The organism is Peptoniphilaceae bacterium AMB_02, from assembly GCA_036321625.1.
GTDB classification, from domain to species: Bacteria; Bacillota; Clostridia; order Tissierellales; family Peptoniphilaceae; genus Microaceticoccus; species Microaceticoccus formicicus.
The window spans coordinates 1,266,051-1,289,581 of sequence record CP143259.1; the positions used below are offsets into that span (position 1 = coordinate 1,266,051).

Genomic DNA, 23,531 nt, shown 5'->3' on the forward strand with positions numbered 1-23,531 from the left:
AGGTTGATTCATCAATGCAATAATCATGAAATCAAAGCATCTCAACATAACCTTCACTACCATTGATACGAACAATTTGACCATCTCGAATTATTTTGGTTGCATTTTCTACACCAACCACACATGGTAGACCATATTCTCTGGCAACCACTGCTCCATGAGTCGTAAAGCCACCTACTTCTGTCACTAAACCCTTAATGGAGGAAAATAAAGAAGTCCAACTTGGATCGGTAAATCTGGTAACCAAAATATCACCTTCTTCTAGATCAGCTTCTTCTACTGACAAAATTACACGAGCTCTTCCTTCAATAACACCGGAAGATACAGGAATTCCAGTAAGTGAGTTTTCAGGAGTATCTTTTGAAGATACACTTACTTGAGGTACATGTCCTTCTGATGTAATTACTCTAGGAGGAGTAAGTTTTTCAAAATGGGTGAATTCATTTTTTCTTTTATTTATTAACTCATAATCAACTTTTCCCGTTTCAACAGTTTTGTGTAGTTCATCAAAATACAAGTAAAATATATCTTCCTTGTCAAGAATTATTCCATTATCAAGAAGATTGTCAGCTATTTTAAATAAAACACTTTTGTATAACTGATAACGTCTAACTATATAATATTTGGGATATTCACGGCAACCTAAAAAGTTGCGTAAAATAGAAATATCACGTTTCATTTTTTTTGCTTTTTTGTTCCCTCCGGGTAAGTTTTTTAAAAGCATTAGAACTTCTTTTTCTTTTTCAAAAGCTTCTATTTCACCCGAATGAAACCTTTCAAGATGTTCACCTCTTCTTAAGATTCTTATATTGCTAAGAATAATAGGAACTAATTGTGTAGGTCTTTCTTCAAAACGATATTTTGTGATGTCAATTTCTCCAGGACATCTCATACCATATTTTACAAAAAAGTTATTAAATTCGCTTTCAATCTCTTCCCCACCATTTAGTTCTCGCATATTAATAAAAAAGTCGTCATCATTTGGTTCTTCGGATAGATATTTTATAATCTCAGGATAGTCTCGGATTTTATCTGATAAATCACAGAGTGCTAAGCCCATCTCTGTTGTCACATTGTGTTTAAGTGATTTTGAGATTTTATCGGCGAAATTTTTCTCTCCCAACCACCTTTCAGCATTTTTGTTGATTGATTCGTTAGCGAAAATAGCGGCAATAATAGCACCAAGCATTTTAGGATGATATGCAGCTGCCAAAAGCTCTTTTTTATCATTACTAATAAAGTTTAAAGCGTCTATACCAGATAAAGAGGATAAATCTTTTTCCAATGATTTCAACTGTTTCTCTAAATCTTCGATTATTTCCTCAATGATTTTAGAATCATTATTTTTTCTAATTCGAATTGTTTCAAAAATGGATTCAACATTAAATATTCCACCTTTTATATTTCTTTTACCTTTAGGTAAACTGCTTTTAAATTCAGCATCGCTTATTAAGTTGATAATAGCTTTTTGAATCAGTAAATCCTGCTTACCTGTTGCCATTATTAATCTTTTTCGGCCAATAGCAGAAGATAGATCATGAGTGGCATCTGCGTATAGTCTTCCACCAACTCTGGTTAGTTTTATCTCAGATATCAATTCAAAAAATGACATTCCCAATGGTTTTATTGCATCAGTCATCATTTGAGTATGACCTGTAGAGAAATAGACACGAGGTTTTTCTAACCCCATAGCATCTGGTATAGGAAATAGAGTTGTAATTGCACGACTTTGAACTATATATAACTTACCCTTTTGATAACACCATTCTATATCCTGTGGGTATTTGAAATACTTTTCTATTTTCCTACCTACATCATATAATTCCAAAATGGATTCATCACTTAAAACCTGATTGGATTGTTTATCTTTAGAAATTTCTCTACTTATTGTGCCACCATTTTTTAGGGCATCTATTATAGTTTCTTGTTTTCCTATTGCTTTCGAGATAATTACCCCATCTTTTACTTTATATATATCCGGATTCGTCACACCCGATACCATGGCTTCACCAAGTCCAAATCCCGCATCAATACTCATGGTACTACGATCTGAAGTCAAAGGGTCTGCAGTAAACATTATCCCGGAAACTTCAGAAAAAACCATTTTTTGAATAACTACTGCAAGCATAACTAAATCGTGCTCAAATCCCTGTTCTATACGATAAAAAATAGCTCGTTCACTATATACTGATGCCCAGCATTTTTTAATGGCCTGTAAGATTTCATTTCTACCTGTCACATTTAAAAAAGTATCCTGTTGTCCTGCAAATGATGCAGTTGGTAAATCTTCAGCAGTTGCACTTGATCTCACTGCAAAAAATTCATCGCTCTCATACTTTAAAAGCTCATTTAATATCGCATTTTCTATATTTGGGGGTATTGTAATTGATTCTATTTCTCTACGTAATTGTAAACTTATTTTCGATATTTCTTCGCGATTTTCTTTTTTGAATTCTGCCAATACATGTAGTAAGGACTGTATATACTTGTTTTCTCTTATTACCTCGATAAAAGCATCCGTAGTAATACAAAAACCATTTGGTACATTTACTCCGAGAACTTTAATAAGTTTCCCTAGATTAAGTCCCTTTCCACCTACTCTACCCAAATCATCTGATTGTATTTTTGAAAAATTAATAATATAAGGATCCATTTCAACCTCCATAGTTTTGAAATATATGTCCGTTCATTACATAATATATTAATTATACTTCTATGTCAATAGATTATGAAATATTTATTGAATTATTTCATAATGATGTTATAATATATATGGTGATGCAATTATGGAAAATAAAATGAATGGTTATGAGAAAAGAACACAGAGAAAAAAAGAGTCTATCCTTCTAGCTGCTACGGATCTTTTTCTCCAAAGAGGTATTTCAGATGTTAGTATTGTTGAAATTGCTGCTAGCGCTAAAGTCTCTCAAGTTAGTATTTACAATTATTTCGGAGATAAAAACAATTTAGCTAAACAAGTATTTATACATTATATAAATCGTATTGTTTCAGAATATGATGAATTATTAGATAGTAATCTACCCTTCTCTGAAAAACTTGAACAGATCATGTTAAAAAAGCAATCTGCGATTCTATCCATGACCGAGTCTAATTTTGGGGAACAAGCCTTAAAAGATCAAACTTTAAGAGATATTTATGCTGAAGCTTCTTCAATTCAAGCAACTAGTATTTATAAGAAATTTATCCAAGTCGGAAAAGAAGCCGGTGCAATAGATCCAACCATAAGTAATGAAGCTATTCTCGATTATTTATTATCATCCGCAAGTATTATGCGTCAATCAGACTACTATCAAACCTCAGCAAAATATAAAGAAGACATACTGAAATTATTTCTTTACGGTATTATTAAAAAATAATTATAGAACTTGGATTTACAATTAAACAATAAAAATGAAGGACTAGCTCATTACTAGTCCTTCATTTTATTATCATTTTAACCTATTTCTATGAAGTTTTTGTAGTATCCATATTTATGTCCGCTAATCTTCAAATATTTCAGAATTAAGTATTTCAATCGTTTTGGAATCATAATTAATTATACCTTCATCCCTCATTTTGGACAATTCTCTAGATAGTGATGTTCTTTGAACACCTATTCTTTCTGCGAGTGCTTTTTTTGTCATATTTAATTTTATATGATTGGAATTTTGTTTTATTCTTTCAAAATTCAAGAAACTTATTATGCTCTCACGAATCGTTCTATTTACAAAATGCTTAATCCTATCACTTAAAATAACTGTATTATCTGAGACATATTGAAGGTAGCTCTTAAGAAAATCCTGGTTTTCAGAAAATAGACTGAAGAGTCTACTTACTTCTATTTCTAGTATAATAGATGCCTCTTTGGCCGTTACAGTCATTGGAAAATTTGGGTTTTTAGAAAATAATAAATTACCACCTAGTATATCACCACCAAAAAACTCTGTTATTGTCATTAGATTACCGGCTTCATCTATTCGCTCTATAACCACCTTACCCATCAATATAATTTCAAGTTTTGAGCAAGGATCACCTACAAAATGAATAATATTATTTTTTTCATATTTGTTTATACGAAAGCTTCCATCAGTTATGTAAGAATTAACATCCTCCAGACTTATGGATTCTAAAAGTTCAACTTTTTTAATCAGTTCAATATATTTTTTCATCATTACCTCCAAAGTGTAACATTGGTAACACCTTTTTCTAAATACTATCATTATACTATTAATATATCAATTAAAACATTTTGCTTAAACTTTATGAGATGTTTTATTTGTTCAATAATTTATATAGAATTTATGAGGTGATAAAATGAAGTACATAATCAATACTATTAGAATACTTTTCTTTGCACTTTTCTTTTATCTTATGATAAATGGAAAAGCCGCTCTTTGGTTAGCATTGTTTTTGGTCAGTTTAGTTTTAGCATTGGTTTTTGGTAGAATTTATTGTGGATATGTATGCTTAATGAATACACTTATGATTCCAACAGAATGGATATCAAAAAAACTAAAACTTCAAACTCGTAACACTCCCCGTATACTAAAGAGCGGATATTTTCCATGGATATCTCTTGCTGTAAGTGTTGCCTTAATTATAATTTCAAAAAGAGTACTTCAAATTGATTTTCCAATTCTACCGATATGGTTAGTTCTTTCCGTACTCATAACACTAAGATACCATCCTGCGGTTTTCCATAATCTAATATGCCCTTTCGGTGCTTTACAAAAATTATTTGGACGTTTTGCTAGATTCTCTGAAACGGTGGATAAGGATGCCTGTATAAACTGTAAACTTTGTGAAAAAGTTTGTCCTTCTAATGCCATCATGGTCTACCCTGTCGATAAGAAAGCAGCTATAAATAAGTCCATTTGTCTTCAGTGTACGAATTGTAGACAGATATGCCCAACAAAAGCAATTTCTTATGGGAAATTTACGAATTAATACTTATCGGTTGCATTTACAACATATGATTTTACCTTACTATGATATGATAAATTAGAAAAGTAAATAATTAGAAAAGGAGAGTTAAAATGGTTGAACAAGTATTTGAATTATCAAAGGGAAATGAAACAGTAATAGAAAAAGTTGTATTCGATGAAAATGTTCACTATCTTCACATGGTTTTAAATAAGGAAGATGGACTACCGGAGCATTTTTCTAACTCAAATGTATATATGACAGTTGTTAGAGGAAAATTATCGATTAATCTTGATGATCAAGAAATGCATGAATACGAAGCCGGTACACTTCTTAAAATTCCATTCCAAACAAAAATGCATGTAAGAAATTTAAATGAAGAAACATTGGAGTTGATTATTGTTAAAGCTCCGGCTCCAAAAAACTAAAAAATTAATTTTTTAAAAACCGAGTACTCTAAATTTATAGATTACTCGGTTTCTTTGTACTAGGCTTAAGTTATAAAACATTACTAATACTTCTCCAAATTTAATACCTTTTTATACCTAAAAAGACGACAGATAAACTCTATCGTCTTATAAAAAGCTTATTAAATTTATATCGCCGCTAAAATGCGATAATAAAAGCATTCATATCGTCTGTCATACTTTTTATTAGTGATGAGGCCTCTGTATTTCGAAGCATTTCAACTTTATCTTTAAGCATCTTGGATTCATGTTGTGAGAAGAACTTATCTAACTGTTTTCCTCTTTCTAAAATACTGGACAATAAGAAATTATCATCACTTATATTGCCATCTTCTAAGATTTCGTCACGTAATTCTCTGACTGTAGATTCTACTTCTTTATCATTAGGAATAAAGAGAATTTTATCCCCTAATATTCCGCTTTTCTCTTCCCTAGTAACACTACCTTTCGCCGCCAAACTATTTGAAATAGATTGTAATAACTCATCAAAACGATTTGAAAAACCCATAGTGTAATCTTCTAAAATCTTCTCCGGTTTCAAAGATCCCTTATCTTTTAAATATTCATATATAGGTCTCAGAAATTCTAAATTTCCAGGTAAGTCTCCAATTATTTTAACCTTTTTATCATCATCAATACTAATAGCTTCACTAAATCGTAAATCTGAAATAGCAGCAACTATCAAACTTATAGCAGAATAATTTTGCGTAATTGCAGGAAATTTTCCATTCTCATTTAAAGTAAGAAGGGTATACTTTTCTGCAATAGATAAACTACTCATCACTAGTGCCTCCCTTATATTTATTCTTTAGACTGCTACATCTTAAGTATCGATTCGTTCATATTACTTCTTAGATTAATCCTATGTAATGATAACTATTATCATGTATCAAATACCCTTCACATTACTATTTTAAACATTATTTTAAAAAATCAATTGAAGTTTATGATTGATTTAGGGACCTCTTGTTAAGTTGTCTCATGCATACAAATTAGTTGTGTTAGATTAGTCGTGAATGTAATTATAACAGTTAAAATTCTGTAAATTCCTTCTTTATGAATCTCTCCCTCCAGCACAGTAAGCAAAAAGTTATTGAATTTATCTGACTTTGGAAAATTTTTAAGAAAAATCCATTTATAGTTATGTGAGGTAAAGATTACATTCTTTCAAACGATACGGTATTGAACTCTATTAACAAATTTTATGTAATTAAAAAGAGCACTCATACTATAAGTGCCCTTTCTCGTAATGTTATTTCTATTAAGAATCCTTTTTCTTTACTGGAATCCAAATTTCACTACGGTAGTCTGAATTTTCTGTATTAGGACTCTCGTTCCACAATATTTCAGGTCCTTCTATTACTTCATAACCTGAAGACGGAAGCCACTCTGAGTATATTCTTCCCCATACATTCTGAAGAGTTTCAGGGAATGGTCCGATCGACTCAAATACTGCCCAAGTGCAAGCATTAATTTTTAATACATCATAATCTGCTAATTCAGTATTTGAAGCCAAAACTCCGATATAATGATCCAACTCACCAGTTTCTTGCATTCTATCTTCTGAAAAATTAATAGAAGCACTGATGATTCCTTTTGGTTCTACATTTGAGATTTCTTTTAATTGCATAACGACTTCTGGTGTTAATAATTCTGTCATTTTTGCAATCTCTGGATTAATGCCACCAAAAACAATTGGAACTCTCCTTTTAAAACCAACTAACATAAAAGGTCCTTTTTCTACTATACGATAATTCATTTCACATCCTCCTTTGATTGATATTTGAAAGGTCATTCGAGGATAAGCTTTTAATTTTGTATTCTCAAATCTTGCATCAGAAGGGAGAATCCCATGCAAATTATAAAAAGCACGTGAGAATGAATCCGCAGAATTATAACCATATTTGACAGCTACATCAATTATTCTTAAATTTTTATCTTTTAAATCAAGTGCAGCCAACGACAGTCTTCTTCTCCGAATGTATTCAGATAAGCTTATACCTGCTAAAAATGAAAACATACGCTTAAAATGATACTCTGAACAGATAGCAATTTTAGATACTTCATAATAATCAATATCTTCTGTTAAGTGATCTTCAATATAAGCCAATGCGTTATTCAGGTTAACTATTGTATCCATTAAATAACCTCCTTTCATTATCAATATTACCAAAGGTTTCGTTTTTATATCCGACTATCTGTGCACAATATTGTCGGATCAGTTTTTATACATGATTCTAATTTTATCTTAAGAATATTAATTTATTAGTATAGAACATCTCGTCACTTATACTTTTACTATCAAAAATTTTCTTTAATTCTGATTTTCATACTGTATCTTTTCTATATATTATAAACTAATAAGCATAAACTAAACCAGTTTATTGTTTGCTATGTGAAAAATAAGGAATCATCATAACAAAAAAATACTCCAAGCAAAGAAACTGCCTGAAGCATTAATTTTAGCGATTATATCTCTACCACCATTTTTGAAACGAAAAACACATAAGACTTATTTAATCTATAGTACTACTAGCCCAAAGGTCAAAATAGATACATACCTTTTCAATATATCTAAAACGCCATAAGAATATCCATAGTAAACTGCAATTAATATAATATGTGGAACCAATAATACTAAACAAATCGATATAACTAACCAATTCTTTTTAACAAATAATAAACCTGTGATAATCAACCATGCCCAAATGCAGAATGGTATGACACCTAAGTAAGTTGCAAAATCAAAATTTCCTTCTTTAAGTCCAATAAACTTACCAATATTATCAGAAATTGAAGGGTTCATTGTTAAGCCTATGAGGCGGTGCGAAATAATCTCTGTAAATTATTTATTTCCTATAATTAGTTAATGTTTATGAGGGTGGATTTTACTGCCCTCATTATTTATTTATATATCAAGCTTGATATATTGTCAATTTTTTCTTTGCAGAGCCTGAGGTAAATAATAAGAGGAGCCACCGAAGGGGACCATTGATAAGGGTTCTAAAAAATGGTACACTAAGCCGACGAAGGCAAAATACATACTTATCAGTCTTTGCTTCGCCTTCGGTATTTACCTTGCACCATTTTTTAGGTTCTTTGTCAATGGTGGCGGAGTGTGTTAGTTCTCTAAATCATGCATTATTCTCAATTCTCCTACTATTGATCCCCAACTTCTTAATGGAATATTCCATTTCTTTGCAATTATATTTGTAGCTAAGTATAGTGCTTTCATCAGTGACGTAGCACTTGGGAATACTGATCTATTACGGTTTAACCGTCTGTATGAGCTATTTAAACTCTCTATAGCATTCGTAGTATATATTATTTTTCTAACTTCCTTAGAATACTTAAAGATTGGCGTTATTGAATTCCACTCCCTTTCCCATCTATCCATTGATCCTGGATATTTTTTATCCCATGCTTCAGCTACTTTCAAACGATTCTTATTTGCTACTTCTTCGTCAGGTGCGTGATATATTGTTTTTAAATCATTTGCAAATTGTTTTCTATCTTTGTACGATACGTATTTTAATGTGTTTCTTACCATGTGAACTATACAGGTTTGCCACTCAGCTTTTGGATATGCCGCTGATATGGACTCTTCTATACCTATTAGTCCATCTGAACAGATAATGTAGATATCTTTTACTCCTCTGTTTTTTAGGCTATTTAGGACTCCTAACCAGTATTTACTACTTTCGTTTTGTCCTACATATATTCCTAATACTTCTTTAAGCCCATCTTCGTTTATTCCGAGTATTATATATGCTGCTTTCTTTGATATTAAACCCTCTTCTTTAACAGAAAAGTGAATAGCATCAATGAACACTACAGGATAAGTCTCTGACAGTGGTCTTTTTTGCCAGTCTTCTATTTCCGGCAGAATTTTGTCGGTTATGTCTGAAACCAGTCCATCACTAACTTCAAATCCATAGATATCATAGATTTGTTCAGATATTTGTCTAGTACTCAAACCTCTTGCATACATTCCTATTACCTTATTTTCTATCTCAGATATGTCTTTTTGTCTCTTTTTTACAATTTGAGGTTCAAAGCTTGAGTCTCTATCTTGAGGTACTGATATTTCAGATTCACCCATACTTGATCGTATTCTTTTAGTTTTGTATCCATTTCTAGAGTTTTCATTGTCACTTCTTTGGTTTGTTTCATATCCTAAATGGTGCTCCATTTCGGCTTCTAACATGCTTTCTATAGTATCTCCTAGTAAATCCTTAATAGCATCATGTATGTCCTTTGCCGACTCAATTTCATACTCATTGATTAGATAAGATATGATTTCTTTTTTTCCTTCACTTAATTTTTTTCTTCTTGCCATTTTAAAAAGCCTCCTATGTTATTTTTATTTTAACTAATCATAGGAAGCTATTCAATATTTACAGACTTTTTTTCGCAGTCTCGCCTATGATGAACATTATTATAGATAGTAAAGTAATCGAATAAAAAACCGTTCTAGAATTTATACTCTTTCCAGCATATCCTCTACCCATTGTTAACATCCTTTCTTTTTTTCATTTAATATCAATTTACATTTTCTCTAGAATTGTCTTCTTCATTGTTCTAATATTGTTTTTTAATAAATGAACTACTATTCCTTTTCCTTCGATAACGATTCAATCGTCTCCACATGAAGCGAGTGAACACTAAGTATGCGTAGTCAACCTATCTGTTTGTGGAAACATATCTATGAACCTTTTAACGATAGGTAGGAGTTATCGTTAAAAGGTTTCATCCCGACAAACCAAACTTGTAATTGTTAACTCTTAAGGAAAATAAAGTAAATTATTCTCCTTAAGAGTATTTTTAATACTAAAGCTTAATACAAAGAGTAGCTATGTAGTCATTTCCATATTTTGACAATCTATTTCTTTCATCACATGATTCATAAAAATCTAGCATAGCAAGACCATTTTTAAGTTGTCCTCTAATTTGAGATTCTAAGGTATGACTAAATTCATATCCATATTCTGGATTTATTTTTATCTTACCTTCTTCCTCTAGTTTTCTAGAATTAAATGGTATTGAATACTTTAAAAATAATTCTTCATCAGGTTTATCCCACACAACGTCGGCATCATACATATAAATCCATGGGTTCATGAAACCTACCATTAATAAACCACCTTTTTTCAATACCCTTGAAGCCTCCTTATACACATTTTCTAAATCCTCAATATAAACATTTGAAACTGGATTAAAAACTATATCAAAGCTTTCATTCTCAAATGGAAATGGTTTAGTCATATCTCCTTGAACTGTATTGATTTTCAATCCTTCCCTAGTAGCAACCATATCATCTTTTTCTAATTGTGATTTAGAAAAATCCATTATTGTTACATCATAACCTTTTGTAGCAAAAGCTGGTCCTTGTTGACCACCACCACAAGCCAATCCTAATATCTTTTTTCCATTGGATTTTTCAAACCATTCTTCTGGAACTTTTTTACCAACTGTAAGTCCTACTGATAAAGGATTATTTTTAACTTTCTGAAATTCTTCATGTGACCATGGTTTAGTATAGTCGTTTTTTACATTGTTCCATCTATCTTCATTTAATTTTATATAATTATTCATCTTATAATCTCCTATGATTTTATTTTTGTTATCGATTAAAGCTTAATATGATGCCATTACATTTTTCTCACCTTGCTAAATTCATACAATTATCGGGATGTATGGAATTGATGCGCATAATTTTAAAAAGACATCCACTATTTCACTCTTTTCACATCTACAAGTGTCGTTAACCATAGAAAACCTATTATCCCTTGTGCAATTAGCAAGGAATAACAGAAACACTAAGCTGTTCTTACACTTAGACGATTCATGCATTACGACATAATCAACATCAGGTATATCAAACATGTCCTTAAAAAATAATTATCCCCCATCGCTTCATTGCAACAATATACTTTTCCATCCGTGTCAAATACATTAATATTCTCATTTTGACAGTATGATATTCTGGGCTGAAAAAAAGCATATTATTCTGTTTAAATTCGTTGATTTTTTTCTCCACACACCATATCAATACAAGCATTTACATCGATGTAATTTTATTGGATTTTTTTGTACCCTCCCATGGTATCATCAATAAAGAAGAAACGCTTGTGAAACTGCTTGAAATGGAGGATTCTTACGCACCCACTCTTTGTAGCAACGCTATCGTCTCCACATGTGACATCACTAGTATGGGAACATGATTTGTCTAAGTGGTTATTAGTATAGGAAGACAATTCAGCAGAGTCTTTCCCTATAGTTTTTTTCTTTGCATTTTTTCTAGGAGATTTAAAGTCTTCTCCATTTAATCCATCTTTAAAGCCAGTCTTATATACAAAGGTAAGCTTATATGGATCTACATTCCCGTTTTCATCTATTTCTCCAACAATTACCTTCTCTACAATACTTTCAAATACATACCTATCAAACTCTTTTAAAATTTCCTTTCTTTCCAGCATGGTTTTAAAAATCTTCATCCTACTCTTTATTTCATTATTATTTTCTAGGCTATATTCTAAGGCTTCTTTGTCCTTATTCTTTTCTAAATACTCCTTCTGAAGAGCTATATACTTTTCTTCATATAGATCTTCGTCTATTTTTTCTTCTAGTCTTAAATCTACTAAAGAATTTTGCTTATTTAAAAGATGGGCTACTTCCCTATCTAGCTTTTTAATGTTTTTCTCAAGACTTTTATCATTTAGGCTAGCTTCAACTAACTCTAGAAATCCATTTACAATATCCTTATTATTTGAGGTAAGCTGCCTATAGCTCTCTAGAAAGGCTTTCTCTATTGCTATTTCCTCTATACCCTTAGAATTAGGGCAAAACTTTTTCCCCTTCTTAGTTCCTCTTACACATTGCCAAATGGTCTTCTTGTATTGGGAATTACTATGCCAGGACCTTCTAGATAAATTCGAACCACAGAAGCCACATTCTAATAGGCAGGAAAAAGCATATTCCCTACTGAATTTGTCTCTTTTTCCATTCTTTGAGCCTACAGTATTTCTATTCTTAGCCCTTCTAAGTCTAATAGCTTGAACTTTATCAAAGTCCTCTTCACTTACAATCCCTTCATGGTGGTCTTTTATATAAAACTTATCTTCTTCACCAAAGTTTTCTAGTCTTCTTTTAGTAATAGGATCTAGGGTAAAGGTCTTTCCCATTAAAAGATCTCCCTTATATTTTTCATTTTTTATAATTCCCAGTACAGTGGTGGCTGACCACTTACTAGAGCCTCTAGGAGATCTGTATCCAAGGTTTTCTAACTCACTGCATATTACACTTCCCCCTGCTCCTTCTAAGTATCTCTTAAAGATATACTTTACTATCTGGGCTTCATCTTCATTTATGGATATAGTTTTATTCTCACTATCATAATCATAACCTAGACAACCATGAAAGCCTACTAGTTCCCCTCTTTGCATTTTCATCTTTAAGCCTTTCTTAACATTGGCAGAAATGTTTTCCACCTCTTGCTGGGCAACAGAGCTAAGTATAACTAAAAGTAATTCTCCATCCATGGTTAATGTATTAATATTTTCTTCTTCAAAAAATACTGCTACATTGATTTCTTTTAAGCGTCTCACATACTTTAGTGTATCTAAAGTATTTCTAGCGAATCTAGATATAGATTTTGTAATTACCATATCTATATCTCCATTCATGCAATCATTTATCAGTCTTTGAAAATCAAGTCTTTTATCTATTTGAGTGCCAGTAATAGCTTCATCAGCATAGACCCCAGCCATGGTCCAGTCAGGATTTTCATTGATCAATTCTGTATAATAGTTTACTTGGGAATGATAACTTTGAAGCTGATCTTCACTATCGGTACTAACCCTACAATAGGCTGCCACTCTTTTTAAATTTATCTCTATTCCATTTCTTCTACCGTTTAAAAGACCTTCCCCTTTTATTACTTCTACCTTCTTCATAATCTCACCTCACTTTTGTATTCTTCTATACAATCCTATTCTACCGCGACTAGTTAAATTTAGCAGGTCAAATCTGAAGAAATATTATATTTTTCCATAAGAAGTTTTTTAATCTTAAAATATTCTTGTTTATTTATTAGCTTTTCACTTAATAATTACCTGAGCATGGCAAGCTGGATGCTATATTCTAATATGCAATTCATCTATTCTTCCTCCTTTAAAACTGCCACCAAGACTTTCTTTGTTTTCATAGGTTTACTTAAGTCCTCCTATATATAACAGTGAAAATATGACTATCTTGATTCGCTATTTTAAAAAAGTTTTTAGAAGATTAAATAAAAAATGGACACAGAAAAAGCGGCTAATCCACGCTGACATTTCTTCCAAAGTGCGGTAATATTAGAATATAAATTAAATACTTAGCTTAATACCTGCTTTTAAAAACTTTAATGAGCAAGCACAGTAAGTGTACGGACACTTACGAGAAAATTGATGAAGCGAACCCTTTTAGGTTCGCTTCTTTTTATCCAATTTTCTACTTGTTCCTATCGGAATGATTTAGGGGTCACCCCTAATACCCTGTTCAAAAATAAAAATAAAAGGAGGATTTATATGACAAACAGATATAGAAATGAAAGAATTGAAATCAAATTAACCAAGGAAGAAAAAGAACTTTTTATGAAAAAGCTTGAACTCAGTAAATCAAAATCAATGGCTCATTTTATTAGAAAATGTGTACTTGAAGCACCTATCTTTGTGATTGATATGAATATCTTTAGAAATCTACAAACTCTTATAGGAAAGAATTCAAATAACATCAATCAAATTGCAAAGAAAGTTAACAGTACAGGCATAATATATAGAGAAGATATTGAAGATCTAAAAAAAGAGAATGATGATATATCGAAGGAGATAATAAGAATCCAAAATATTTTATCTAGAAAATATATTAATAAGTTTATGTAAACAACTGAGTATAATTAAAAATCTTCTTCAAATATTCTCCAAAAATAGATGAAACTAATATATACAATAATTACAAAAAAATTTTAATAGATAACTAATAAATATGGGTCTTGTTGATAATTAAAAACCAAATTATCCACAAGACCTACATTTCTACTACTCGATTATATATTCCAAAATATTAACCATAAAATCTTTATAGCTTAATTTTTTGTGAACAAATCTACATAAATCTAAAACTTAAGCATATATATTTATTCTTTAAAATTAAATAGAAAAAATTTTAAAATTTATTAAAACTCATTAAGAGAATGGGTAGAAGACAAGATCTTTCGCCTGTCACATATAACTATAAAACTACTTGTTCCTCTATAAATTCTTCAAAACTGTCTATATCGTCAAAGGCTACTTCATTGCCTAGAGCCTCAAAATGTTTCCTTCCACATTTAATTTTAGCACTTTCCAATGGCCTTAGAGCATCAAACATAATATCAGCCTTGGTTTCCAAAACAAAGTAGAGCTTATCCTTGCCGTCTATTTCAATAAGCACTACCCAATCAGGGTTATAAGTACCTAATGGGGTTGCAATAGTAAACCAGTTCGGTAACTTTGCGTAGAGCTTAATATTTTTGTTGTTCTCAAAGCTGGTAGCAAAGCTTTCTTCGTTAGCACTATCATAGACCACATACTCATATACAGACTTCTTGCTTTCTATCATATTCTTAGATAAGTAGCCTGTAAGCTCCTCTGTTTCAAAGAGTTCTTGAGCATAATACTCGTCGTCACCTATCTTGGTGTATTTAATACCATCAACTATCATATGCCTCATTTTAGCTGATATTATCTGGACTACCTGCTCCATATACCTTTGAGGATTTTTCTTGAACAAGTCAATAGTCTTGCTTCTTAATAGTATCTCCACAATAGTTTTCCTTGTTAGATTAGTTTCATTCTGCAAATAGGCAATAATATCCGGTATATTTCCCTGTAAGTTGTTCAATCCTACTGCATATCTATCTGATTCCTCAGCTACTACACCACCAGCACTTATATCAAGCCCAGCTTTGGTATATATAAGCTTTGCAGAGCTTACAGATAAGCTGGTCTGCATTTCTTTGCAACATTCGTCTATTAGCTTTTCGCTGTCAAAGTCTACAGAATAGGTGGTCCTGTACTTAATCCTATCCCATAAATCCTTAAACTCAGGGTCAAGGTAAACCTGTTTATTCAGCTTGATGGTCTTCTTATCGCTATTATTCTTAATATTAAGAGTACTACAAACTTTTCTTGCAAGAGCTGTAATCTCTGCTTTTATAGGTTCAAATTCTTCAGATATCTTTATGTCATTATTCTTTATGGCAATCTTCAGCTCATCTTGTACCTTTCCTGCCTCATCAATATATCCATTGTCTAAGAACTGTTTATAGATAGCTTCTGAAGCCTTTTGTCCTAAGTATTTCTCACTTCCATCATCCTGCTTTACAGGGATGTTGGCGAATAAATGACTTTCCACTATACCAAACTTGATACCTGTTTCAGTTTCGTATTCTTTTTGTAGGGCCTCAGCAAAGTCCTCGTAGCTTTCGTTAGCCATCACTGTTAGGGTATTTATTGAAAATCCATGTTGACGCTCGCCCTCTTGATTCACGGCAAGGCGTAGCCCACGCCCAATCTCTTGACGCTTTTTAACCTCACTTTTAGTTTCATTAAGAGTACATATCTGAAATACATTTGGATTGTCCCAACCCTCACGAAGTGCAGAGTGGGAAAATATAAATCTTAGCTTAGTATCAAAGGATAGTAAGCGTTCCTTGTCCTTCATAATCAAGTTGTAGGCATCCTCGTCAGCTAGTGTTTTCCCACTGGTATCCTTTAAAACACCTTTTCTATCAGCTGAAAAATAACCATTATGGACATCTTCGGCAGCAGTATCCAAGTCAATATCCTTAAATAGGGTATTGTACTTAGGCTTTTTAATAAGGTCAGCATAATGTTTCTCAAAGAGTTCAGCATAAATACCTTTTTGAGGGTTACCATCCTCATCATAATAGCGATAGTTGGCAACACGGTCTATAAAGAAAAGACTTAGCACCTTAATCCCTTGCTTATTTAATACCAGTTCCTTATTTAAGTGTTCCTCTATGGTTTTCCTTATCTGTTGCTCCTTTATAGCCAAATCATCTACATCACCAAGAGGCTTTCCTATACGTAAAATATCTGCTTTACTTGTAAAATCAACATATTCATTTCCTTCTTCACAATAAATCTCATTGACAATATATCCTTCGTAGACATCACGACCTTTAGACTTATCATAAAGGTCATCTCCTTGTCTTACTACCACTGGCTTACGCTTAACTACACCTTTCTTATCTTTAACATCCAGCTCTATTTTTGCTGTTATAGGAGACTTCTTATTGTTTACGGATAAAAGCTTCAAGTATGCCTCATTGTGGTAGTCCTTAGTTTCAAAACCCGCAACTTCAATTTGCTTTACCAGCTCTAAATTATAGCTATCTACCGCGTCCAGCTTATAGACAAGATTATGTTTTTGCACATGTGTAGCAGAATACCTTAAAGTACATAAGGGGTTTAGTGACTTAATAGCTTCCTTAGACTTGGGAGTAGTGTCTACCGATTGTGGCTCGTCTATAATGACAAAGGGGCGAGTTTCCTGTATCAATTCAATAGGCTTCATACCGTTTAATCTATCATTAGGTCTATGAATGATATTAGCCTTGTTTTCCTTAGTTGGGTCAGTAAAACTCCTTCTAAAGGCGTCTATATTGATAACCATAATCTCTATATTATCGCTTACTGCAAAGCTTCTAACCTGTTCTAACTTACCACTGTCATAGACAAAGTAGTTATATATTGTATTGTCATACAAATCATTGAAATGATCTTTTGTAATCTGTAAAGACTTGTAAACACCTTCTTTAATAGCAATGCTGGGAACAACAACAATAAACTTGGAAAATCCATAATTTTTATGTAGTTCCAGTATTGTACGTAGATATACATAGGTCTTTCCTGTACCTGTTTCCATATCTATATCAAAGTCATACTTTCCAGCTTTTAGGCTCTTTGTTTGTGCTAGACCATTCCTTAGCTGAATTTCTTGTAGGTTCTTAAGTATTTCTTCTTCGTCAAGCTCAAGCCTGTTACCAATACCATTGGTACTATCATACATGCCTATTTGTCCACTATAGGGTGCTACGGTAAAGTTTGTCTGCATTGGGGTTTGACCTCTAAACAAATCAACAACGGAAGCTATGGCCTGCTGTTGATATTCAAGATTCTTATCAAATTTCAGTTTCATTTAGTCCATACCTCCCTATATTGTGATAAATTCTTCAATTCCGCCAGCTTTAAGTATCTCCTTGATATTGGTCTTGTTACTGTCTGACTTAAATCCATTGTCCTTAAATACAACTCTGCTGCTCTCAGGTGATAGTTCCTTTGATTTTGCTAAAATCCCCCTAGCAACTTCTGTTGTAATCTCGTCATCAAGACAAATCATAAGCATACCAAAGCCGATAGAATAAACCTTCTTCTGAGCAATAGTAAACTCATAAACAGGATATGTTAAGTCAAGACCGTATTTAAGCATTATCTCATAGACTACATCTAGTTCTGTTCTACCTTCCACATAGTTATCTAAATAATCCAATAAAGATTGTTCCAAATCATCATAGTCTGGTTGCCACTTGCGGATATTTGAGGTGTCAAGCTTCAAGACCTTAAAGCCTATATCAAGATCTTGTGCTTCTAGTCCCTTTTCTTCCTTGATTTTTTCACCTGCACGACGAATACGCTCCTTACCAATCTCACAGATATTCATATAGCCAGCTTTATAAGCTTCATCTTTTTCATCTGTTGGCTCGGGAAGTTGAACCATAATAAACTTACGATTGCTACCGTCTTCAGCATTAAGCTGCATTGTAGCGTGGGCGGTGGTGGAGGAGCCGGAGAAGAAATCGAGGATTATATCACCATCTTCTGTATTTACAAAATTAATAATTCTTTTAATTAAATTAACTGGTTTTGGATAATCAAATACCTTATCATTAAATATTTGTTTTATTAGTCCCGCACCGGATGAGGAACCTATATCATCAATAATGGTGGTAAATAGCTTTGTATTTGGATTATCGGAGGTTGGTTCAAAGATTTTTTCGTATGCAACCCAATCTTCATCCTTACTTTTAAACTCAACTCTTCCATTTTTAATTTCCTCAAACATCTTTTCTTTACCCCAACGCCAGCAACCTTCCTCTCCTGAAGGAAGCATTGGAAAATTATCTTTACCATCCGGGTCTGGAATAGGATAAAATAAATTAGGTCTATCAGTGCGTTTACTATTTTCTCCCCACTTTCGTAATAGTTGTGTTCTGTAATTTAACTTCTTAACCTCGTCGTAAAATGGATAATTATCATCCTCTTTCAACTCTTTTCCTGATATATAAAGCGAACTCTGCTTTGCATAACATAGAATATATTCGTGAACTATTGCATAATATTTGCTGTCTTGTCTACCACCACTACCTTTTCTAATAAAGGCAGATACAAAGTTATCTTCTCCAAACACCTCATTACAAATCTTCTTTAGGTTATCAACTTCATTATCATTAATACTAATAAAAATAACGCCATCATCAGTTAGTAGGTTTCTTGCAAGTCTTAATCTTGGATACATCATATTTAGCCAGTCAGTATGATAACGACCACTTGCTTCTGTATTTGTACTTAGTCTATTGCCTTCACTGTCGACCTGTCCTGTAATTCTCTTGTAGTTCTCAAGGCTATCATGAAAATCATCCTTGTAAACAAAGTCTTTTCCAGTGTTGTAGGGCGGGTCAATATATATCATCTTAACCTTGCTATGGTAGCTCTTTTGTAAAAGCTTTAGTACTTCTAGATTATCCCCCTCTATATAAAGGTTTTGAGTTGTATCCCAATCCTTGCTTTCCTCTTTACAAGGTCTTAATGTTCCTAGGGAAGGTGTTTGAGATAAACGTAAGGCTCGTCCTTTGCCATTCCAAGTAAAGTTGTAGCGTTCGGTGCTATCTTCCACATAGTCACCTAGTACCTGCTGTAGTTTTTCAAAGTCAACCTTGTCCTCCGTAAATACGTCGGGAAATATTTGTCTTAACTTCTGAATGTTCTCCTCTGCTATGTCAGGGGTATTGCCTTTAAGATTTGTTTCAATCATATCGTATCTCCTCCAAGTAATTTATTTTTGTTCTGCTCCAATTTCTTTATTTCTATGTTCAGCTCCATCCTACGATTAAACTGACTTTCTTTTTTCAGCCTAGTTCGTAAGCTTGTAATCTCTTGTTCTATATTTTCTATTTGAGCTGAAAGCTCTCTTGCCTCAGCACCTGTTATATTGTCATCCGTCGGCATAATAGCTGATAGGTTATAAATACTGATAGTATCAATAATATCGCTATAAAGCGTATAGAAGTTTGTAAACCTCATTTGCTTTATATCAAGCTTAGCGAATAAAGCACTATCACTCTCTAGCCAGTCAGTGGCTATAAACTCTTCAATGGTATTCTTACTACTATCACTTTGGTTAATCCTCTGGTGAGCTACATAAAGCTTTCTTTTGTCTTCCAGCTTAAAAATCAGCAGCATAGGGTAGGGTATAGTTCTCATAATAATTTCAGCTATTCTTTTAAGCTTGTAATCTTTATGCACAAGAACTTCTATAACCTCAATCTCAGGATAGTCTCGCACTTCATCCTTATAGGCTGGTATATTTATAGTTTCAGGTTTAAGGCAGTTGATCCAAGTTATCTTGCTTATAGTATCTGTAAATAATGACTTATCGCTAGTAGACAAATCAGCATTTTCGTAGAATAGCTTTTTATAAATAGTATTGTCGATAAAGCAACTGTCAGGGATCTTTAAAAAATTGTAAGTATCCATAGCTTCACCCCCTTAAGCTTTCAAGACTAAGAAAGTAATTAGCTCAAAGTCCTCAATACCATCAAATAGGCTTCTCTGCATTGTAGTACCACCTTTAGAGAAAAGACTGGCTACTCCAATATCCTGCTTCTTACCTATTAGGTTTTCAATGGAAGCCTCCAATAAGTCTGAATAATGCTTCATATTTCGACCATCATTGGTTTCCTTGTTAAATTCCTCTACCAGCTCTTTTAACACTTGGTCTTTACCTGAGCATAGCTTTTTATAGTAGTCTAATATCTTCTTGGCATGAAGGAAGGATAGCTGAACCTCCCCATCATCTGTGATATAGACCATATAGTAAGGAAATAAAGGATTCTGCTCTTTAGTTTGGTCCTTACCCATAACTTGTCTTAGCGTAAATATAACTCCCGGCTTAACAACATCGCTAATGCTTTCGTCAATTTTAGCAACAGCATACATTCCATTTGGTGCTTCATCTAAGGTTTTTCTCTTGGTTTTCATATATTCCATTAGTTCAATCTTAAAGTCGTTAAAGGTCAGGTCTGTAATGGATATAGCCCCTGATATATCTTCTAGGTCTACAACCTCGTTCTGTAGCTTTTTAAGCTGCTTCTTACGGTATTCAAGGTCTTTCATTTCTTTGCTTGGATTGTTTTCTATAACATTTTCCTCGCCTGTGGCTGATACATCTAATAAAACCATTCTGCCTTTCACACGCTGTTGAAGGTTTATATACTCGTCTAAGTCCTTGGTTGGCCAAAAGTTTACCAGCTTAATATAATTGTTTTGTGACCCTATACGGTCAATACGACCAAACCTTTGGATAATCCTTACTGGATTCCAGTGTATATCATAATTTACAAGATAATCGCAGTCTTGTAGGTTCTGGCCTTCAGATATACAGTCCGTTGCAATAAGAATATCAATATGTTCATTAACCTCTGGATATACCTTAGAACACTCCTTAGAAATAGGGGAAAACAGGGTCAGAACAGTATTTATATCAGTCATCTTGATCGTCCTTCTTAGTTCTTTTGGTATCGGCAAGGTTGAATGGTTATCTCCACTTCCTGTTACGATAGCAGAGTAAATACCCTCGGTGGCAAATTCCTCAGATAAATGCTTATATAAGTACTTAGCTGTATCTGCAAAGGCTGTAAATACTATAACCTTCTTATTATCTGGGTTTATAGGGCTGTTAATCTTATTTTTTATTATGTTCTTAAGCTCTACCAACTTTGCGTCTCGATCGGGTGTTACATTCATAGCTTCCAAAAGAATAGTTTCCAGCTTGTACTTGTCTGCTAAAAGGTCTTGTTGCCACTTTATAAGGTCCATATCCTGTAATAAAACCTTGACATTGTTACCAAACATCAGGTTGTCATATTCAGGGTCATCTATATCTATATCACTAATATCCATCTCAGCATCATAATCCAGCCGACTTTGCTCTATGGCCTCAAGGGTTTTGTCTATCTTATAAAGAATATTCTCAACAGTTAAAGCAAAGGAATTGATTGAGCTTTCCATTCTTTTCAATATTCCAACACGCATTAGACCAACTAAGCTTTGCTCCCTATCAGTCTGTCTAAAGACACTATTGTTCGTGCCAACTGTCATATCATACTTTCTCTCATAAGCAGCTCTCTTCTCGGGAAGAACATAGCCCAAGGGTGAATAGACACACAGAGTAAGCTTTTTAATAAGTCTATTGATTTCCTCTATAGGTGGAAATTCACCTTTAGTATCAATGATAGGATACCTGTTCTCAGGGGTTAGTCTGGTGGGGAACTTGCCTATTTCTTCTAAGTTGTAATACTTCTCTATATGCTTTCTTGAACGGGCAATAGTTACTGTATCCAAAAGCTTAAAGTAGTCTAAGTCCATCATATTGACAAAGGTTTCTGTTGTTCTTTCAGGGTCAGGAAGTTCAGACCACCTATTAAATACAGCTTGAGCCTTCCTAAGTATAAGTTCAAGGTTATCTAAACCAACACTGGCAAAGGCGTCATTTCTGCCCTCTGTGATAAAGGCTATCTGGTTCTTAATATCGTTCATCTTATTGTTTACAGGGGTTGCAGATAGCATTAAAACCTTTGTCTTAACGCCAGCCTTAATTATGTCATTCATAAACCGCTCATAACGAGTGATACGGCCTTTGACTGGTGGATTGTTCCTAAAGTTATGGCTTTCATCGATTACAACAAGGTCATAGTTAGACCAATTAAGGGTAGCAATGTTAATCTCTCCTGAGTAGCCACTTATCCTGCTAAGGTCAGTATGATTTAGAACATCATAATTGAACCTATCACCAGAAAAGATATTCCGTTTATCGTTCATGGTATATACAGTCCAGTTTTCACGAAGCTTCTTGGGTGCGATAACTAGAACCCTGTCATTTCTTAGTTCATAGTATTTTATTACAGCTAGAGCAGTAAATGTCTTACCAAGTCCAACACTATCGGCTATAATACATCCGTTGTACTTTTCAATTTTATCGATGGCTCCCATAACACCGTCTTTCTGAAATTTATACAGCTTATTCCAGACTAGGGTCTCTTTAAAGCCTGTACGACTTTTAACAATATTGTCTTCGGTTAGTTCGTCAAGGTAGTTATTGAATATATTGTAAAGAGTAACAAAGTAAATAAACTCAGGATTATTCTCTTTATAAAGGATACGCATTTGCTCAAGAACCTTATCTTTTACATCTTGAACGGCAGTGTCATTCTCCCACAGTTCATTAAAGGCTTGTAAAAAACTAATAGTATAGTCCTTGCCATATAAACACATATTGCTGTCTAATCTGTTGGAAGAAGTGATACCCAGTCCAGCAGAAGTAAAGTCTACTGTTCCATTTATTGAGACATTATCTTCAGGGTTCTCTATGTAAACCAGCCTTGGTTGAGCTGGATTCGCTTGCCTTAAAGACTTGATTTCTGCTTTCTTTTCTAGCCACTGGGCACATTCTTTGGCTATGGCCGCCTGCTTCATTTCATTTCTAAGTTTTATTTCAAATTCATTTCCTGACATTTTCTTTTCGGGATTACGCTCTATGTAATACTCCCGAATAAGCTCTTGGTCCTTATGTACAAAGGTAGGCTCTGTAAATATGAACCTCATATTCTCTATCTTGCTAAGTTCCTTTTTAAGTTCTGCATAGGCATAAATTGTAAAGTAAGCGGATATAACAGATAGCTTTGAACCCTTATTTAGTTCCTCTTTTAACTCATCTACAATCCTATGTTTCTTATTATCCAAAACCTTAGGTGGCTTCATA

At 33.2% G+C, this 23,531-nt stretch carries 16 protein-coding genes; 4 read left to right on the plus strand and 12 right to left on the minus strand.

Translation table 11 applies throughout. From position 1 onward, the window contains the following. Window positions 1–31 precede the first annotated feature (31 nt). On the minus strand, window positions 32–2,653 hold the full coding sequence (gene ppsA, locus VZL98_06275; protein ID WVH62317.1) for a phosphoenolpyruvate synthase: 2,622 nt from the start codon (window positions 2,651–2,653) through the stop codon (window positions 32–34). Between the two features lie 133 nt (window positions 2,654–2,786). On the opposite strand from ppsA, the gene VZL98_06280 reads away from it, so the two are divergent. Next, window positions 2,787–3,377 carry a TetR/AcrR family transcriptional regulator gene (locus VZL98_06280; GenBank protein ID WVH62318.1) on the plus strand — a complete coding sequence of 197 codons (591 nt, stop codon included), beginning with the start codon at window positions 2,787–2,789 and terminating at the stop codon, window positions 3,375–3,377. Between the two features lie 123 nt (window positions 3,378–3,500). Here VZL98_06280 and VZL98_06285 read toward each other — a convergent pair whose 3' ends face one another. After that, window positions 3,501–4,169 (minus strand): Crp/Fnr family transcriptional regulator, encoded by a 669-nt coding sequence (locus VZL98_06285; GenBank protein ID WVH62319.1) that lies wholly within the window; start codon window positions 4,167–4,169, stop codon window positions 3,501–3,503. A 145-nt stretch (window positions 4,170–4,314) separates the two neighbouring features. Here VZL98_06285 and VZL98_06290 point away from each other — a divergent pair, with 145 nt between their 5' ends. Continuing rightward, a complete protein-coding gene (locus VZL98_06290; protein WVH62320.1) occupies window positions 4,315–4,947 on the plus strand; it encodes a 4Fe-4S binding protein in 633 nt (210 codons plus the stop codon). Window positions 4,948–5,036: 89 nt separating this feature from the next. Continuing rightward, the gene (locus VZL98_06295) at window positions 5,037–5,351 is read left to right on the plus strand and encodes a cupin domain-containing protein (protein WVH62321.1); all 315 of its coding nucleotides are present in this window, start codon (window positions 5,037–5,039) and stop codon (window positions 5,349–5,351) included. 178 nt (window positions 5,352–5,529) lie between these two features. Here VZL98_06295 and VZL98_06300 read toward each other — a convergent pair whose 3' ends face one another. From VZL98_06300 to VZL98_06325, 6 genes are all read right to left on the minus strand, one after another. Further along, window positions 5,530–6,171, minus strand: coding sequence for a GPP34 family phosphoprotein (locus VZL98_06300; protein ID WVH64545.1), 642 nt, complete (start codon window positions 6,169–6,171; stop codon window positions 5,530–5,532). Window positions 6,172–6,651: 480 nt separating this feature from the next. After that, entirely contained in the window at window positions 6,652–7,530 is an 879-nt protein-coding gene (locus VZL98_06305) for an AraC family transcriptional regulator (protein ID WVH62322.1), read from the minus strand. Between the two features lie 381 nt (window positions 7,531–7,911). Beyond that, complete coding sequence (locus VZL98_06310) at window positions 7,912–8,196, minus strand: hypothetical protein (protein ID WVH62323.1); 285 nt, start codon at window positions 8,194–8,196, stop codon at window positions 7,912–7,914. A 315-nt stretch (window positions 8,197–8,511) separates the two neighbouring features. Then, window positions 8,512–9,729 carry an IS256 family transposase gene (locus tag VZL98_06315; GenBank protein WVH62324.1) on the minus strand — a complete coding sequence of 406 codons (1,218 nt, stop codon included), beginning with the start codon at window positions 9,727–9,729 and terminating at the stop codon, window positions 8,512–8,514. A 491-nt stretch (window positions 9,730–10,220) separates the two neighbouring features. Next, complete coding sequence (locus tag VZL98_06320; GenBank protein WVH62325.1) at window positions 10,221–10,985, minus strand: class I SAM-dependent methyltransferase; 765 nt, start codon at window positions 10,983–10,985, stop codon at window positions 10,221–10,223. A gap of 482 nt (window positions 10,986–11,467) precedes the next feature. After that, the gene (locus tag VZL98_06325) at window positions 11,468–13,348 is read right to left on the minus strand and encodes a recombinase family protein (GenBank protein WVH64546.1); all 1,881 of its coding nucleotides are present in this window, start codon (window positions 13,346–13,348) and stop codon (window positions 11,468–11,470) included. 609 nt (window positions 13,349–13,957) lie between these two features. Between VZL98_06325 and mobC the strand changes: the two genes are divergently transcribed. Next, window positions 13,958–14,311, plus strand: coding sequence for a plasmid mobilization relaxosome protein MobC (gene mobC / locus VZL98_06330; protein ID WVH62326.1), 354 nt, complete (start codon window positions 13,958–13,960; stop codon window positions 14,309–14,311). Window positions 14,312–14,660: 349 nt separating this feature from the next. On the opposite strand, the gene VZL98_06335 is transcribed toward mobC, so the two are convergent. The 4 genes from VZL98_06335 to VZL98_06350 are packed head-to-tail and all read right to left on the minus strand — an operon-like array spanning window position 14,661 to window position 23,530. Beyond that, window positions 14,661–17,633, minus strand: coding sequence for a DEAD/DEAH box helicase family protein (locus VZL98_06335; GenBank protein WVH62327.1), 2,973 nt, complete (start codon window positions 17,631–17,633; stop codon window positions 14,661–14,663). A 15-nt stretch (window positions 17,634–17,648) separates the two neighbouring features. After that, entirely contained in the window at window positions 17,649–19,526 is a 1,878-nt protein-coding gene (locus tag VZL98_06340) for a site-specific DNA-methyltransferase (protein WVH62328.1), read from the minus strand. Beyond that, on the minus strand, window positions 19,523–20,248 hold the full coding sequence (locus VZL98_06345; protein ID WVH62329.1) for a DUF4391 domain-containing protein: 726 nt from the start codon (window positions 20,246–20,248) through the stop codon (window positions 19,523–19,525). The genes VZL98_06340 and VZL98_06345 overlap by 4 nt, the downstream gene beginning before the upstream one ends. Window positions 20,249–20,260: 12 nt before the next feature. After that, complete coding sequence (locus tag VZL98_06350) at window positions 20,261–23,530, minus strand: helicase-related protein (protein WVH62330.1); 3,270 nt, start codon at window positions 23,528–23,530, stop codon at window positions 20,261–20,263. Window position 23,531: the final 1 nt, after the last annotated feature.

What these genes read in the sequence shown, in the direction of transcription:
- ppsA (WVH62317.1), bottom strand. Translation starts at nt 2,653, where the DNA reads ATGGATCCTTATATTATTAATTTTTCAAAAATACAATCAGATGATTTG.
- VZL98_06280 (WVH62318.1), top strand. Translation starts at nt 2,787, where the DNA reads ATGGAAAATAAAATGAATGGTTATGAGAAAAGAACACAGAGAAAAAAA.
- VZL98_06285 (WVH62319.1), bottom strand. Translation starts at nt 4,169, where the DNA reads ATGAAAAAATATATTGAACTGATTAAAAAAGTTGAACTTTTAGAATCC.
- VZL98_06290 (WVH62320.1), top strand. Translation starts at nt 4,315, where the DNA reads ATGAAGTACATAATCAATACTATTAGAATACTTTTCTTTGCACTTTTC.
- VZL98_06295 (WVH62321.1), top strand. Translation starts at nt 5,037, where the DNA reads ATGGTTGAACAAGTATTTGAATTATCAAAGGGAAATGAAACAGTAATA.
- VZL98_06300 (WVH64545.1), bottom strand. Translation starts at nt 6,171, where the DNA reads ATGAGTAGTTTATCTATTGCAGAAAAGTATACCCTTCTTACTTTAAAT.
- VZL98_06305 (WVH62322.1), bottom strand. Translation starts at nt 7,530, where the DNA reads ATGGATACAATAGTTAACCTGAATAACGCATTGGCTTATATTGAAGAT.
- VZL98_06310 (WVH62323.1), bottom strand. Translation starts at nt 8,196, where the DNA reads ATGAACCCTTCAATTTCTGATAATATTGGTAAGTTTATTGGACTTAAA.
- VZL98_06315 (WVH62324.1), bottom strand. Translation starts at nt 9,729, where the DNA reads ATGGCAAGAAGAAAAAAATTAAGTGAAGGAAAAAAAGAAATCATATCT.
- VZL98_06320 (WVH62325.1), bottom strand. Translation starts at nt 10,985, where the DNA reads ATGAATAATTATATAAAATTAAATGAAGATAGATGGAACAATGTAAAA.
- mobC (WVH62326.1), top strand. Translation starts at nt 13,958, where the DNA reads ATGACAAACAGATATAGAAATGAAAGAATTGAAATCAAATTAACCAAG.
- VZL98_06335 (WVH62327.1), bottom strand. Translation starts at nt 17,633, where the DNA reads ATGAAACTGAAATTTGATAAGAATCTTGAATATCAACAGCAGGCCATA.
- VZL98_06340 (WVH62328.1), bottom strand. Translation starts at nt 19,526, where the DNA reads ATGATTGAAACAAATCTTAAAGGCAATACCCCTGACATAGCAGAGGAG.
- VZL98_06345 (WVH62329.1), bottom strand. Translation starts at nt 20,248, where the DNA reads ATGGATACTTACAATTTTTTAAAGATCCCTGACAGTTGCTTTATCGAC.
- VZL98_06350 (WVH62330.1), bottom strand. Translation starts at nt 23,530, where the DNA reads ATGAAGCCACCTAAGGTTTTGGATAATAAGAAACATAGGATTGTAGAT.